Annotated in this window: 17 protein-coding genes and 1 pseudogene; 15 read left to right on the top strand and 3 right to left on the bottom strand. The window is 38.6% G+C overall.

Features of this window, described 5'->3' with window-relative positions; genetic code table 11:
* Positions 1–364 precede the first annotated feature (364 nt).
* From ACFWE9_RS22075 to ACFWE9_RS22065, 3 genes are all read left to right on the top strand, one after another.
* Positions 365–1,648 carry a GntP family permease gene (locus ACFWE9_RS22075; protein WP_230160001.1) on the top strand — a complete coding sequence of 428 codons (1,284 nt, stop codon included), beginning with the start codon at positions 365–367 and terminating at the stop codon, positions 1,646–1,648.
* Between the two features lie 46 nt (positions 1,649–1,694).
* Positions 1,695–2,471 carry a 3-hydroxybutyrate dehydrogenase gene (locus ACFWE9_RS22070; RefSeq protein ID WP_377358805.1) on the top strand — a complete coding sequence of 259 codons (777 nt, stop codon included), beginning with the start codon at positions 1,695–1,697 and terminating at the stop codon, positions 2,469–2,471.
* A gap of 145 nt (positions 2,472–2,616) precedes the next feature.
* Positions 2,617–4,044, top strand: coding sequence for a GntP family permease (locus ACFWE9_RS22065; RefSeq protein ID WP_377358803.1), 1,428 nt, complete (start codon positions 2,617–2,619; stop codon positions 4,042–4,044).
* Here the strand turns inward: ACFWE9_RS22065 and ACFWE9_RS22060 are convergent.
* A complete protein-coding gene (locus ACFWE9_RS22060) occupies positions 3,991–4,185 on the bottom strand; it encodes a hypothetical protein (RefSeq protein WP_377358801.1) in 195 nt (64 codons plus the stop codon). The two genes, ACFWE9_RS22065 and ACFWE9_RS22060, sit on opposite strands and share 54 nt — an antisense overlap.
* Positions 4,186–4,372: 187 nt before the next feature.
* Here ACFWE9_RS22060 and ACFWE9_RS22055 point away from each other — a divergent pair, with 187 nt between their 5' ends.
* The 3 genes from ACFWE9_RS22055 to ACFWE9_RS22045 all read left to right on the top strand — a co-directional run bounded on the left by ACFWE9_RS22055 (position 4,373) and on the right by ACFWE9_RS22045 (position 5,466).
* Positions 4,373–4,885, top strand: coding sequence for a DUF6773 family protein (locus ACFWE9_RS22055; RefSeq protein WP_377358799.1), 513 nt, complete (start codon positions 4,373–4,375; stop codon positions 4,883–4,885).
* A gap of 11 nt (positions 4,886–4,896) precedes the next feature.
* Entirely contained in the window at positions 4,897–5,094 is a 198-nt protein-coding gene (locus tag ACFWE9_RS22050) for a helix-turn-helix transcriptional regulator (protein ID WP_230159992.1), read from the top strand.
* A gap of 117 nt (positions 5,095–5,211) precedes the next feature.
* Positions 5,212–5,466: a sigma-G-dependent sporulation-specific acid-soluble spore protein CsgA gene (locus ACFWE9_RS22045; protein ID WP_230159990.1), complete on the top strand. Its 255-nt coding sequence runs from the start codon at positions 5,212–5,214 to the stop codon at positions 5,464–5,466.
* A gap of 46 nt (positions 5,467–5,512) precedes the next feature.
* Here the strand turns inward: ACFWE9_RS22045 and ACFWE9_RS22040 are convergent, their stop codons facing one another.
* Entirely contained in the window at positions 5,513–6,157 is a 645-nt protein-coding gene (locus tag ACFWE9_RS22040; RefSeq protein ID WP_230159988.1) for a hypothetical protein, read from the bottom strand.
* Positions 6,158–6,723: 566 nt separating this feature from the next.
* Complete coding sequence (locus tag ACFWE9_RS22035) at positions 6,724–7,587, bottom strand: LysR family transcriptional regulator (protein WP_230159985.1); 864 nt, start codon at positions 7,585–7,587, stop codon at positions 6,724–6,726.
* A 147-nt stretch (positions 7,588–7,734) separates the two neighbouring features.
* Here ACFWE9_RS22035 and ACFWE9_RS22030 point away from each other — a divergent pair, with 147 nt between their 5' ends.
* The 9 genes and pseudogenes from ACFWE9_RS22030 (at position 7,735) to ACFWE9_RS21990 (ending at position 14,025) form a co-directional block, all read left to right on the top strand.
* Positions 7,735–8,016, top strand: coding sequence for a DUF2798 domain-containing protein (locus ACFWE9_RS22030; protein WP_356714751.1), 282 nt, complete (start codon positions 7,735–7,737; stop codon positions 8,014–8,016).
* Positions 8,017–8,215: 199 nt separating this feature from the next.
* Positions 8,216–8,434: a DUF1659 domain-containing protein gene (locus ACFWE9_RS22025; protein WP_230159983.1), complete on the top strand. Its 219-nt coding sequence runs from the start codon at positions 8,216–8,218 to the stop codon at positions 8,432–8,434.
* A gap of 37 nt (positions 8,435–8,471) precedes the next feature.
* On the top strand, positions 8,472–8,690 hold the full coding sequence (locus ACFWE9_RS22020) for a DUF2922 domain-containing protein (RefSeq protein ID WP_230159981.1): 219 nt from the start codon (positions 8,472–8,474) through the stop codon (positions 8,688–8,690).
* A 41-nt stretch (positions 8,691–8,731) separates the two neighbouring features.
* The gene (locus ACFWE9_RS22015; RefSeq protein ID WP_230159979.1) at positions 8,732–8,899 is read left to right on the top strand and encodes a YvrJ family protein; all 168 of its coding nucleotides are present in this window, start codon (positions 8,732–8,734) and stop codon (positions 8,897–8,899) included.
* A gap of 6 nt (positions 8,900–8,905) precedes the next feature.
* Positions 8,906–9,034, top strand: coding sequence for a hypothetical protein (locus tag ACFWE9_RS22010; RefSeq protein WP_377358795.1), 129 nt, complete (start codon positions 8,906–8,908; stop codon positions 9,032–9,034).
* Between the two features lie 202 nt (positions 9,035–9,236).
* Complete coding sequence (gsiB, locus tag ACFWE9_RS22005) at positions 9,237–9,683, top strand: glucose starvation-inducible protein GsiB (protein ID WP_377358793.1); 447 nt, start codon at positions 9,237–9,239, stop codon at positions 9,681–9,683.
* 155 nt (positions 9,684–9,838) lie between these two features.
* A complete protein-coding gene (locus tag ACFWE9_RS22000) occupies positions 9,839–11,185 on the top strand; it encodes a DUF3238 domain-containing protein (protein WP_230159975.1) in 1,347 nt (448 codons plus the stop codon).
* Positions 11,186–11,636: 451 nt separating this feature from the next.
* Positions 11,637–13,496 (top strand): annotated as a pseudogene (locus ACFWE9_RS21995) (S8 family peptidase).
* A 70-nt stretch (positions 13,497–13,566) separates the two neighbouring features.
* Positions 13,567–14,025: a hypothetical protein gene (locus ACFWE9_RS21990; RefSeq protein WP_328103859.1), complete on the top strand. Its 459-nt coding sequence runs from the start codon at positions 13,567–13,569 to the stop codon at positions 14,023–14,025.
* Positions 14,026–14,150 lie beyond the last annotated feature (125 nt).

Genomic DNA, 14,150 nt, shown 5'->3' with positions numbered 1-14,150 from the left:
GATGTAAACTATATGAGGATAAAGAAGCAAGTATATATAACCCTATATTAATAAAGTATTCTTTTTTGTAGAAATATAAGGGAAAAGGCTTCCTTTATGAGCTATTTATGTTATTTTCCTTAATGAATATATTTCCAACAAATCAAACTGCTTATTCAACTTTCTCGGAATGCGAACAAGGTATGTTTATTAAGTTATTTTGAGATAGCAAAAAAAGAGGGTATTCTTGCTTTCATTTCTTTATAGGGTTGATGCTGTAAGACACGGATTTTGAAGTTTACAGCTAAAGGGATATACACAATCAAGGGGGAAGCAGGATGGAAAGCAAAACGATTTACATCATCTTGGAAAGAGGGGATTTCGAGTGTTAAGTATAATTGTAGGCTTAGTGCTGTTGATGGCTTTAGCATATTTGGGATGGTCCATTATTTGGGTGGCCCCGCTGGTGGCTGGAGTTGTAGCATTGATGAGCGGAATGGATGTATTTGATACGTATACCGGGACGTATATGACCGGATTGGTCGGATTCGTTCAGAAGTGGTTCCCGATCTTCTTATTGGGAGCGATTTTCGGAAAGTTAATGGAAGAAACGGGTGCAGCGAAATCCGTTGCCAAGAAGGTAACGCAGATCATTGGTAAAAAGCGTGCGATTCTTGGGGTACTGATTGCTTCCGCTTTATTGACATATGGCGGCGTTAGTTTATTTGTCGTCGTGTTTGCGGTTTATCCGATCGCTTTGGCGTTATTTAAAGAAGCAAACGTTACGAGAAGGCTGCTTGTTCCCACTTTTGCGCTTGGGGCATTCACTTTCACGATGACCGCTATTCCGGGTACACCGCAAATCCAAAACCTGATACCGATGGAGTATTTCCATACGACGCCTACTTCAGGCATGATCATCGGGATCGTCACTTCATTGATAATGGCAGTTGGCGGGTATTTCTGGTTATCCTATAGAGAAAAGTCTCTTTCTGCTAAAGGAGAAGGATTCATTGAATCGGATGATTCGGTTACCGGTTCTGAGCAAGATGAAAAAGTACCGAATTGGTTATTGTCTTTAGTTCCGCTTCTTATTGTTGTCCTATTGCTTAATGTTGTTAAATTAGAACCTATTTATGCTTTATTATTAGGGGTTCTGAGCATTATGGTCATCAATATCAAGGATTACAAAAAGTTCATTTTCTCTGTTAATGAGGGAGCGAAAGGGTCAGTGATGGCCATCCTGAATACGAGTGCGGCTGTTGGATTTGGAGCTGTCATTGCTGTTATACCTGCATTTGATAACATTACTTCTTGGCTGCTTAATATTTCGAGCAATCCCCTCGTTGCTGAATCTCTTGCCGTACAAATCATGGCGATCATCACTGGTTCCGCTTCAGGCGGTATGGGTATTGCACTTAATGCCCTTGGCGATACTTTTTACAGTTTGTCACAAGCGACGGGAATCAGCCCGGATGTATTCCACAGAATGGCGGCAGTCGCTTCAGGTGCATCCATTTTCCCTAATAATGGTGCTCTATTAACACTTTTGGCGGTTACAGGATTGACTCATAAAGAAACATATAAAGATGTTTTCATGGTAGCGTTCATCATCCCGACCATTGCCATGATCGTCGGCATTATAATGGGTGCCATCGGTATCGTTTAATAAATATCGATGCCTAAAAATTAGTTTATTCTAGGAGGAATTCATAATGGTTGAAAATAAAGTCGTTATTATTACAGGTTCTGCTCGTGGTATTGGATTTGAAATTGGTAAGCATTTCGCTGAAAGTGGAGCCAAAGTCGTTCTTTCAGACATTAATGAAGAATCGGTGAAAGAAGCTGCGGAATCATTGAAAGAACTTGGTTTCGATTCAATTGGAATCAAAGCCGATGTAACTAAAGAAGAAGATATCGTAAAAATAGTGAAGGAAGCTAAAGAAACGTATGGTACGATCGACATCGTAATTAACAATGCCGGTTTGCAGCATGTATCACCAATCGAAGATTTCCCAACGGATAAATACGAATTGATGATAAAAATCATGTTGACAGCGCCATTCATTCTAACTAAAACCGTGTTCCCAATCATGAAGGAACAAGGTTTTGGCCGCATCATTAACGTCTCTTCCATAAATGGTGTTATCGGATTCGCAGGTAAAGCGGCTTACAACAGCGCGAAACACGGAGTCATCGGTTTAACGAAAGTTGCTGCTTTAGAAGGTGCAGAGCACGGTATTACAGTCAATGCCTTGTGCCCTGGATATGTGGATACTCCACTTGTTCGCGGACAAATGGCAGACTTGGCGAAAACACGTAATGTACCAGTTGAGGATGTATTAGCAGAAGTCCTTCTTCCATTAGTGCCTCAAAAACGTTTGTTGGATGTAAGTGAAATTGCTGATTATGCATTGTTCTTGGCAAGCGATAAAGCGAAAAGTGTAACAGGTCAAGCCGTTGTCATCGACGGTGGGTACACAGCTCAATAATTTGTAAAAGAAATAAATGATAAGAACAATAAGGGTGAACCATTCTGACAAATTTTCATTTGACAGAGGGGTTCACTTTTAGTGCATTTTTGGCTAGGATGGCGAAATTTTTCAAACTTGGATTAAATGTTTTAGGGGGATCTTCATGGACTTACTGATTATATTGCTATCTCTGGGGTTATTGATGTTTGCCGCATACCGCGGTTATTCTGTTATTTTGTTTGCACCTATCTTTGCACTTTTACCGGTTTTCTTCATTGACCCTGGTAATATTTTACCGTTCTATTCCGGTGTTTTCATGGAAAAGATGGTCATTTTCATAAAAAATTATTTTCCCGTCTTTTTATTAGGCGCCATTTTCGGGAAAATCATCGAAATGTCTGGAATCGCCGAATCGATTGCGAAGACAATCGTTCGCTTGATCGGTGCCAAACAAGCCATGCTGACGATTTTCCTTTTAGGTGCCATTTTAACCTATAGCGGCGTGAGTTTATTCGTAGCGGTTTTCGCCATTTATCCTTTTGCGGTTCAATTGTTCAAGCAAGCCGACATTCCTAAAAGACTTATGCCGGCTACCATCGCGCTTGGAGCATTCACGTTCACCATGGATGCTTTGCCGGGAACTCCGCAAATTCAAAATGTCATTCCTACAACGTTCTTCGGTACGGACATTTATGCCGCACCGATCCTTGGCATCATAGGTGCCATTTTTGTCTTATCGGTTGGTTTGGTCTATTTAGAAAGCCGTAAGAGGCGGGCCAAAAAAGCGGGAGAAGGATATTATGGGCTCCCAGGGGAAAATATCTCTGCACCAGAACAGGAAAAAGAGGAGCCAACACCTGATTTACATTCAAACCAAACGGTATTACGGCAGATTTTAGCTTTTGTTCCGCTTGGGCTAGTTGCCTTCATGAATAATTATTTGACCAAAGCGATACCGAAATGGTACCCGAATGGATTTGATTTTTCTGCGATCGGGTTGGAAGCCTATTCTGTTGATGTAGCGGCCACTGCTGCAATCTGGGCGGTTGAAATTGCCTTGGTCGTCGGTATCATCACGGCTCTTGCCTATGATTGGAAACGCGTTACGAAAAACATGAAAGAAGGACTGAACAACAGTATTGGCGGTTCACTGCTTGCCGTCATGAACACAGGATCCGAATACGGCTTCGGGGGTGTCATCTCTGCCCTTCCTGGATTTGCAAAAATCAGTGATGGAATATCTGGTGTATTTTCGAATCCGCTTGTCAATGGTGCTGTCTCGACCAGTGCACTCGCAGGGATAACGGGATCGGCATCCGGGGGAATGGGAATAGCCTTAAGCGCTATGGCCGATAAATACAATCAGGCAATCGCTGCGGCAAATATCTCACCTGAAGTGATGCACCGAGTAGTCGCCATGGCGTCAGGTGGGATGGATACACTTCCACATAACGGAGCTGTCATTACCTTGCTTGCCGTCACGGGATTAACGCATAGACAATCGTATGGCAGCATCTTCATGATCACGGTCATTAAATCATTGGCTGTCTTTGTCATCATTGCCCTCTATACTTGGTTTGGTATTGTCTAAATAATGATAACTCACGAGTAAAAGTGCGAAACAGACGAGTAAGAGTGCGAAACTCACGAGTAAGAGTGCAAAACTCACGAGTAAGAGTGCAAAACTCACGAGTAAAAGTGCAAAACTCACGAGTAAGAGTGCGAAACTCACGAGTAAATCCCCAAAACTTACGAGTAAAACCCTAAATAAGGCTAGCGAGGTATCCATGCTTGATGTGTGGATACCTTTTTTTATGCGTGTTGCAATATATAATTTATTAAATGTAATATATATGTTGCAAAAAGTTAAATAAATCATATAATGGAGGTAAGTTATGGAATTAAATGGAGGTCGATCAATGATGAATATATTTAAAAGAAAGAAAAGGATCACAGATGAGCGGGTTGAGAATGTAAGAAATAAAATTTATAAAGAAATGTATCACGTCATCTTGGCCATTTGCCTGGTGAGTGCACTTTTCAAACTATATAAATATGGTGCAGGCAGCGGGGAGTTATATTTAGAATGCGTGATCATTGTTGCAGGAGGGCTGTATTACTTAGCTCGTTCCATTTTCTTAGGTGTATTCTGGGATGAAGTGGAAATGCATGACCGCACCAGCAAAACACCGATGAGCAGGAAAACGATTTTTGGTACGGTTGCGTTAGCACTCATCATCGCTATATTCATGGGGGTGAATAGTGCTGTATCCTATGCGGATGGCAGTTCCCAGGGCGTATGGTATTTTGTAATGGTATCGTTTGTTTCCGTTATGATCTATTTGCCGATTTTACTTCTGTTTTTTGGTGGTATATACTTGCTAGCGAAGAAAATCGGTATGAAAAATAGCGAAGATAATAAGAAATTGTAGGTGCGAATCCCTTGAAAAATATAAAACTGAAGCTGGCGAGAGTAGAAAAGGACTTGTCACAAGATGAACTGTCCAAGATTGTCGGAGTTTCCAGGCAAACGATAGGATTGATTGAATCCGGAAAGTATAACCCCTCATTAAGTTTGTGTGTCGGTATATGTAAAGCATTATCCCGTACATTGGATGATTTGTTTTGGGAGGAAGACTGAAAAGAGGTATCCATTGACTTGGATATCTTTTTTTTTAGGAATTTTACATCAAAAAATGGGGGAAGGTATAGGTGGAGTATGTAAGCAAAAATCTAACAGTCGAAAGGGATGGTTTTGATGGATCGTACGATTGGTTACTTACGTGAGATATTATCTAACTATACGGACCAATATCCTGAAGCGCAGGAAATTTATAATAAAATCAAAAGCGGACACTTTCATTCTGAAGAAGAACTCGTCAATAAGCTTTCCGGTAAAGAAGCCAATCTTCTTAACCATATTCTTCCTCAGGAAATTAAGCATGCAAAGGAAGCTAGTGATACGGAACGTGTCACGCAATTATCTGAGGTATATGAACTGATTCTTATATAACAAAACCTTGTCCATGATGACCATGGACAAGGTTTTGTTGGTTTTTTTATTCCATTTCACTAAGTGAATCCATATGACTGGCTATCATGGCGATGATGGTGCTTGCTTCTTCTCTGCTGAAAATGAAATTCGTTTCATCCTTTATTAGGTCATCATCCGCTGTCCGAATCCGATTGATCCGTTTCAGCACACCATCACCTGTTTCCTGCACGATACCGAATTGATAGGTGACCTCGACTTCATTATCCTGGATATAGGCGGTCACTTCAGGCGTTTCCCAATCTACATCGATTTCGTATATATCGGACTCTTCGCCGTCTGGATCATACAAGTCATCATCATTATCATCATCCATATCAAATTCATAATCGGTATCATCCTCTTCCAGATAGTTATGGAAGCTCTCATGGACAGCATCGACGATATCTTCAATGTCCGAAAGGATCACCTTGCTAACCTGCCCGAGATCCGGCTCGAACGACTCCATATAAAATTCTTCATTATACGGATCAAAAAAAAGCGTGGAAAAATAATCCCTCTCATTGTCAGCCAGCTCTGTATAAAATTCGATGCGTGGATGTTTAGACCCGCGCTCCACGATCATGCTGCCATTACGGTCGTATTTCTCACAAATTGATTGAAGATGATCCTGCAATTCCCCGCTTACTCTGTCAAACCATTCTAATGACATCAACATCCACTTCCTTTCGTGATTATTGTTTCCCAGAAAAGGCGGACATGACGTGCCATTTAAAGCCAAATGAATTTACCTTCAACAAAATATGTCAGTAATAAAAAAATAATGTAAAGGGAAAATACAATCAAAAGCAAAAACGTTATTATAATTAGAAAAAATTCCAGGATTTAATTTATGAAACAAGTAACCGGGAAGGGATAAGGCTCAGGAATTGCCGCAGCAACGAATTGGCATTCATTTTTGTGAAATGGCTGAGGAGCTAACCGGGGCGGGGGTTAAATGATTTAACTGTTTCAGAGGATTTAATTTATTAAAGCAATCCAGCTTGCAAAAAGCTCAATGGGTAAACGTTCAGAGAGGTATGCCGAAAATGTAAGGGTGGAAAAATATTTTAATAAACACTTTAAACTCCCTTCATTATTTTAGAAAGGAGTTTTTATAGAAGACTGTCTATCGAAGCGAATTAAGGCTCCTTATTTATTGGATTTTTAATCCAGCCGTTATTGTACATACTGTTTGGAATACGAATAACGCCTATAAAGAATTTTTTATTAAGCTTCCTATACCTCTTTATACCTTTCAATTATAAAGTCAATAAAATACCTACTTGCTATTGGCAATACCCTTTTATCCTTGTATGCCAAAGTGATCGTACGAATAATGGAAGGAGAGATAGCTTTCGTTACAATATTATAGGGACATTTATTTAAAAGAAGTTTCGGTAAAATCGAAATGCCAAGCTCTTGTTCAATCATGGACATAATCGCATAGGGATCATATACTCGATATTGTGTATCAGGTTCAAAATTGTACTGTTTAAAAAATATTAATGGTTCATTAATAACTCCCTCATCCAACAGAATATAAGGATCTTTTAGCAATTCCTTCAATGAGACTTTTGTGGATGATGCTAAAGGATGATCTTCTGGTAATACAGCCAGCATTTCATCTTCTTGCAAGGGTATCGTAGTAAGATCAGAAATATTTGAATTCACAAAGCCAAAATCTACGCTTCCATCCTTAATCCAGTTTGAGATTTCCGTATAGTTTCCTTGAAGTAATTCGAAATGAACAGTTGGGTAAAGTTCCTTAAAGTCTTTAATCAATCCCGGTATCCAATGACATGTAACACTGGAAAAGGTACCAATTCGAATAAGGCCACTTTGCAGTCCTTCCATCTCTTTATGCTTTTCAGTCAGTTCCCTATGTGAATTACAAATCTTCCTGATATATGGCAAAAATTCCTCGCCATCTGGTGTCAGTGTAATACCCTTTCGAGAACGTAAAATAAGAGGGGTAGAAAGTTCTTCCTCTAATGAATGCACCATTTGACTAATGGCGGACTGTGTATAGCCAAGTTCTTCAGCAGCTTTTGTGAAACTGCCTGTTTCTATGGTTTTGATAAAAGCATAATACGAATTCACCCTCACTAACCCCTTTACATTAGCAATTCTAATAGATCTATTATAAAAATTCGTTTTACTAATGTAAATAGAAGAAATAAAATATAGTTGGAACAGAACTGCAGAAAAGGTAAAACAAGAAACCTCAGGAGTTGAAGTAAAAAAATAATGAATATTAACGTTAAATACAGAAATATTATTTATGCATTTTTAATGGCTTTTAGTATGTCCTTTTTTATTTCATTTATATTAGTCTCAATAAATAGGGGGTATGATCATATATTCATATCTACTTGGTTAAAAACTTGGTCACAGGCTTTTATCTGTGCTTTCTTTGGAGCTTACTTTTTTCCGAGAGTAATACAACAAATAATGAGAAAAATTAATTTTGTAGAAAAACCGCTAATAATTGAGAAAGATTTTTTAGTAAGAGAAGAAGACAATAGATAATGGCCAGTAGAGAATTAAAATGTGGATATTGTTTTAAAGGATTTCCTTAATAACAGTAAAAAATATGGATTTTAAGAATACGGATCACGAGCTGCCCAAATGATGGGCGGCTTTTTATTCGTTTCCCTGAAGAAATTTCAAGAACATGCTACTTTCATCCCGTGAAAGTTTATATAGAGTGTGAAAGGGGGTGAGCGACATGGCAAACCAAATTCCAGTATCAAGTACGTTACGGATTGATTTTGAAACGGGGTTAAATGAAAAAGGGGTCATCGTTTTCAAGCGTAGAGCTTTCTCGAACATCAGGATCGAGGCGACGGCGGATCAGTTGTTTTCGACAGCTGTTGCCATTGCAAGCGTACAAAATTATCCAATGGGCGAAGTGACCCGGGTGGATACGTACTCGTTGATTGGCTAAACGGCTATTGAAACAGATCGTAAGGGAGGTGAGTGGAATGGCTAAAGTATTGGAAATGATTTTCGATACGGAAGAAGGGAAGTCTGCGACGATATCTATTGATAATCCGAAGGAGCCGGTTAATGTAAATACAGTAAAACTGGCAATGGAACGAATAATTGCGGGGAATATCTTCGTTTCATCTTCTGGAGGATACGTCGGTTTGAAAGCGGCACGCCTCGTCGAGCGGAATGTCGAGGATGTGGAACTTAGCTAACCTACTGGGTGTCATCTTTTTTAGGACACCATGGAGGAGAGGTGAATAAAAAAGTGGATCAAATCTTGCCATTTGTCAGTGATATCGGGTTTCCCATCATCGTAACCCTTTATTTGCTTCATCGGATTGAAACGAAACTGGATACATTGAACGAAACCCTCGTTGAGCTGCCTGATCACTTGCGAGAAGGAATTCCAAAGTCAGGGTAAAGGATAATGGGGAGCATCATGAGTGAAATCATTCATGATGCTTCCTATTTGGATGGGAAAAACAGTGAAAGTTTAATAGATACTAGTTTTTTATCAAAACTATCGGATATACATACAACTGTAGCTAGTTCATGAAAAATCCAAATACTAAGGAGGAATTTTAATGACTAACGACAATGAAAAAATGAGCCGGGAAGAAGCAGGACTCAGGAGACGGGAAAAGATAGTGAGAGCGACCTGACGTATTTATTAGATTCTAGTTTTATATCCGTCCAAACGGGTACATGACACATGTAGCTAGCTCATGAAAAATCCAAATACTAAGGAGGAATTTTTAATGACTAACAACAATGGTAAAATGAATCGTGAAGAAGCAGGCCGTAAAGGTGGAGAAACAACAGCCAAAAACCATGATAAGGAATTCTATCAGGAAATTGGCCAAAAAGGCGGAGAAGCAACATCCAATAATCATGATAAGGAATTCTATCAAGAGATTGGCCAAAAAGGCGGAGAAGCAACATCCGACAATCACGATAAGGAATTCTATCAAGAGATCGGCCAAAAGGGCGGAGAGGCAACATCCGACAATCATGATAAGGAATTCTATCAGGAGATAGGCCAAAAGGGCGGGGAGGCAACATCCGACAATCATGATAAAGAATTCTATCAGGAAATCGGGCAAAAAGGCGGAGAGGCACGGGCCAATCAACGAGATGGTTCCGATGATGGAAAAATGAGCCGTGAAGAAGCAGGACGCAAAGGCGGGGAAAAAAGCCGCCGTTAAAATATAATCCAGGAAACTCATAAATGACCGAGGGAAGTAAACATTCCCTCGGTTTTTTTATGCCATCCCAATGGAAATAACCTTCACAGCACATTACAAAGTGTGCTTGGAAATTAAAGTGGGTAAAGAAATAACACCTAGAAAAGAAAGAGGTGATGAAGAAGTTGATCGTCCATTATTCATTTCCCCGTTTAAAAGTAGGCGGAGTTACATTCACTGCACGGCATTCATTGCTTGCTATTGGTCTTGCGGGCATCGCTTATCTCATTTCGAATAAGAGGAAGCATCAAGCGGTATTCAAAACGGCTTCATTGATGTGTAAGATCGAACGGAAAGAAGATTCCATTAAGCTTATTTGGCCTGATGAAGGTGGTTTCTATCGGGTATTTAGGGGGAAAGAGCTGATTTACAGCGGCCCGGAGCCAAGGATGGCAGATTGGGGACTGACTCCAGGAACCATCTATACGTACTCGATAGATAGCTTGAATGAAAAGGAACAGTCAGTGAACAGGATGAAAATACAAACATCAACGACCGCCGAGAATAAAAAAGAGGATAATATCCTTTTGGATTTGATATTCACCACGATTGTCGCAAAAGGCCAAGCCAGCCTGGAATGGGAGCCCATCAAGGGAATAAAAGAGTATCGGGTTTACCGAAACGGCGTGGATATTGGGAAAGTGGGTGGATGTTCCTTCAGTGATCGGAGTATTAGTGAGGATCAGGAATACACATATACCATTAAAGCAAAGCGGCCCCTTCCGCGTTCAGAGCAGGAGTCCTATGCCGTGAAATCCCTTGTAGCGAGTATTGTCGGAGCCGTAAAAAAAGGATCATCCCAAGCACAGGCAGCGATCGAGGAAATAACGAATACGAAAAAGATAGGACCTGTAAAACAGCTTTTGCAGTCAGTTGAAAACGATGTGGAAGGTAAAAAGAAAAGAAATTGGCACCTGCGCTATTCCACCTTTCTACCGGAAGAGTGGCTGAAAAACCCAAATCTTGCCTCAAAGGTTCCCTATTTCAAGGGCGATAACCGCGGGTTTGATCCTGAATCATCCCGTTACAGGACGAGGGTCGATGTGACGATTCATGAAAAGGAGAAGGAAGCTGAGATTGAATTCACTAAAGCGGTCGGTAAGAGTGAAGCCTACAACCATGATGGCGATTTCCTTGAAGAAGGTGTGGCATCGGATGATGATATTTTAGTGAAAAATGTGTTATCCACCAATGAGAAAACGACGATTCAGCTGACACACTCCGTAGGCAATCCGATCATTCTTTCTCCAGCCGTGGATTATAAAGTAATCGGGACCTTTTATCGAAATGGGGAAATCAATATAGCCGGCTATCATGATCAAGCCCCCCATCACGAAGTCTATCTAAAAGAGGCAGAGGATCCAGATTGGGAACCCCTGCACCTAGCGGAAAACAAAGGGCTTGAAATGATGGCGCATCCAACGGCCAACCATTTATGGAGGTACTCCACATTTACACAATGAAAGGACGAAAAGCAATGATTGCCGATCGTCCTTTTTTGTTTATTAGCGCCTCTGTTATAGGAAAGTATTGATTTTCATTATAGACCCGTTAAAATACCTGTTCCAAATCTGTGAGAAGATGTGAAACAAGATTAAGTCATTATAAATGCGGCAATCCTTTAGAATGGGTATGACTATCCGCACACTTTTTTGCTTGAAACCTGCTAGACCAATGAGTAGCAGCTATTAAGTTATTTGCTATTATCAATGAAATTTCAGTATTGATCGCTTTTGTTATATCATACAATTTTTCCTACTGGTTTTTGGATAATTAGTTATTTAGGAAAATTTAATTTAACTAATTATTGACCATCATTTCAAACGATAATTAAAATACAATGAGTAAAATATATCCAGTGTTGCTTTTGATATACAATATTTAAATAAAAAATTTGAACTGGAGATGTGTTAGTTGAAAAAAATCATTTCATTTATTGCGGTTTTTATCTTAATATTTTCATTTTTTGCACAGCCGCGTGTAAGTAAAGCAAAGAATCAAAGCGAAAAGAACTATTTAGTAGAGTTTAATAAAAAATTGGATACTAAATTAATTGAAAAAGAGGGAGGGAAAATCAAAGGGAAATACAAGCATTTTAAGACTGCACAAGCATCATTAACAGCTGATGAATTATATAAAATAAAGAAAAATCCAAATGTAAAACTGATTGAAGAGGATGTAACAGTACAATCTACTCCTTTAAATGGAGAAACATATCTTGAAAATGGATATAGTTGGGGAACAAAACGAATTAATGCTGATAAAGCTCATGAAAATGGTATAACTGGAAAAGGCATTAAACTTGCAATTTTAGACACCGGGATTTCTAATCAATCTGGGATAGTAATAGAAAAGCAAGCTTCATTTATAGATAGTGAAGAAGATGTTATAGATTTAAACGGTCATGGAACAGCAGTATCTAGTATAATTGCAACTTCATATGAAAATTCTGGATTCCACGGAGTAGCTCCAGATGTTAAATTGTATGTTGGGAAAGTACTTGATTAAAATGGTACAGGACAATATAGTGATATAATTGAAGGAATTGAGTGGGCAATTGAAGAAGATATCAATATTATAAACATGAGCTTCGGTGGTATTAAAGAATCTGAAATATTGAAAAATGTAATTGATAAAGCTTATGATCAAGGAGTCTTAATGATTTCTTCAGTTGGAAATGAGGGGACTGAAAAAGTTACTTATCCGGCTGCCTATGATAATGTAATTGGTGTTGGAGCCTCAGACTTCTATAATCAAATGAGTTCACTGTCTAATTATAGCGATCAATTAGAATTGGTTGCCCCGGGAGTAAATATCCAAACTTTAGATTTAAATGGCGATCATATAACAGCAAGTGGTACTTCTATAGCTGCCTCATATGTTTCAGGAGCTGCAGCCCTTCTTTGGTCACAAAATGTAAACCTTGATAATAAAGAAATGCGCACAAAATTAAAAGACTACGCTACAACACTAGAAAATCAAAAAAAATATAATTTGGTAAATGTTGATCCTTCTATCTCTCAATATGTAGAACCGTACAATCCAGATAACATCCAAACAGATTCGAAACAAGATGAATTAACCGAAGAAGAATTGGCATTTCTAACTGAAGCTGGTTGGTCAGAAGAAGCTATTGATGGAACAACTAATGAAGAATTGAAAGAGTTTATATCTGAAGGAGCAATGAATCCTGACTATTCTGAAACTATTTATACATTTGTGCCGGAAGATGAAATTAGTGGGGATGTACAAGCTCAAAATTTAAAGAATGGTGGAAGTATTACTCTAAAAGTAAGTGCGTCTTATCTTGGAATTAAGAATAGTAATGAAAAACAGTTTAAAATAAATGGTAGTTATAATTGGAATAGCATGCCAAAAAATCGGTACGTGGATCTTTTTGCTCTAGCCTGGACTGATAACGCTTGGTATAAATCTACAAGTAAATTATCTCATACTTATTATGGTGCAATTCCTATTACTGAATCTGTTACTGTTTTTAAACCTTCTTTAAAAGCGGGTATGTCTTGGAAAGTAGATCTACGTGCTGGATCACATGATGATATAGGGAAATTCACTCAATATATTTATCTACCTAAATCTGCTTCAAGTAAAAACAATGGACCTTTACAAGCAACAGTAGAATATTCTCATGCTTTCACAACGATAACTCCATCTATTGGTGGTGGCTCAGGAGGTTTTTCATACGGAATTTCTACAGGAACGGGTAAAGACTACGCGGACAATCCTCCTATAAGCAGTGTGAAAAGTTACTAAATAAAGAGTTAGAGTAACAAAAAAGAGAGAATAAAACAAGTAATGTTCAACATTTGGAAGGGGGTATCTTGTGCGAAAGTTCATTATTGGTATTGTGATTGTTTCATTAATAATATTTGCCTATTACTACTACATTGCTCAAATTGATAAAAAGAACAATAAACTCGATCTTAACGTCGAACAATCCCTGGAACATCAATTGACAACAAAAGACTATGAGAGTTTTACTTATAAAATTACAAATAATACTAATGAAAACTTTAATTTGCTATTTGTTACAGGTAATGAAATAGACGTAGAATTCAAAACATTAACGAATAGTCCAATTAAAGAGGGTAATATCATTACTGTTGAATCTGAGCCGACTAAAAAACATACAAAAGAATTTAATAGAGGAGACACATGGGAGTATACTATAAGAATTAATTCGAAGTTGCTTTCAAAAGGAGACTATCAATTAACTGCTCAATTTATTCCAAGTAATGCTAGTACTCTTAATAAAGTTGAGCAAATAATAACTCACCCTTAACGGAAATTCAAGCATTAAAAAAGGTAATTCTGGATTTGAGTCAATATTTTGGACACAAAAAAGTTAAATCTTAAGCTGTTTTTGTAATTTGATCTTCAATGGCTTGTGGAGTTTTATATCCTAAG

Origin of the sequence: Peribacillus sp. NPDC060253 (assembly GCF_042727425.1) — a bacterium.
Lineage (GTDB): Bacteria > Bacillota > Bacilli > Bacillales > DSM-1321 > Peribacillus.
Note: the sequence above shows the minus strand (reverse complement) of the source record. Positions and strands in the feature narration are given on the sequence as shown.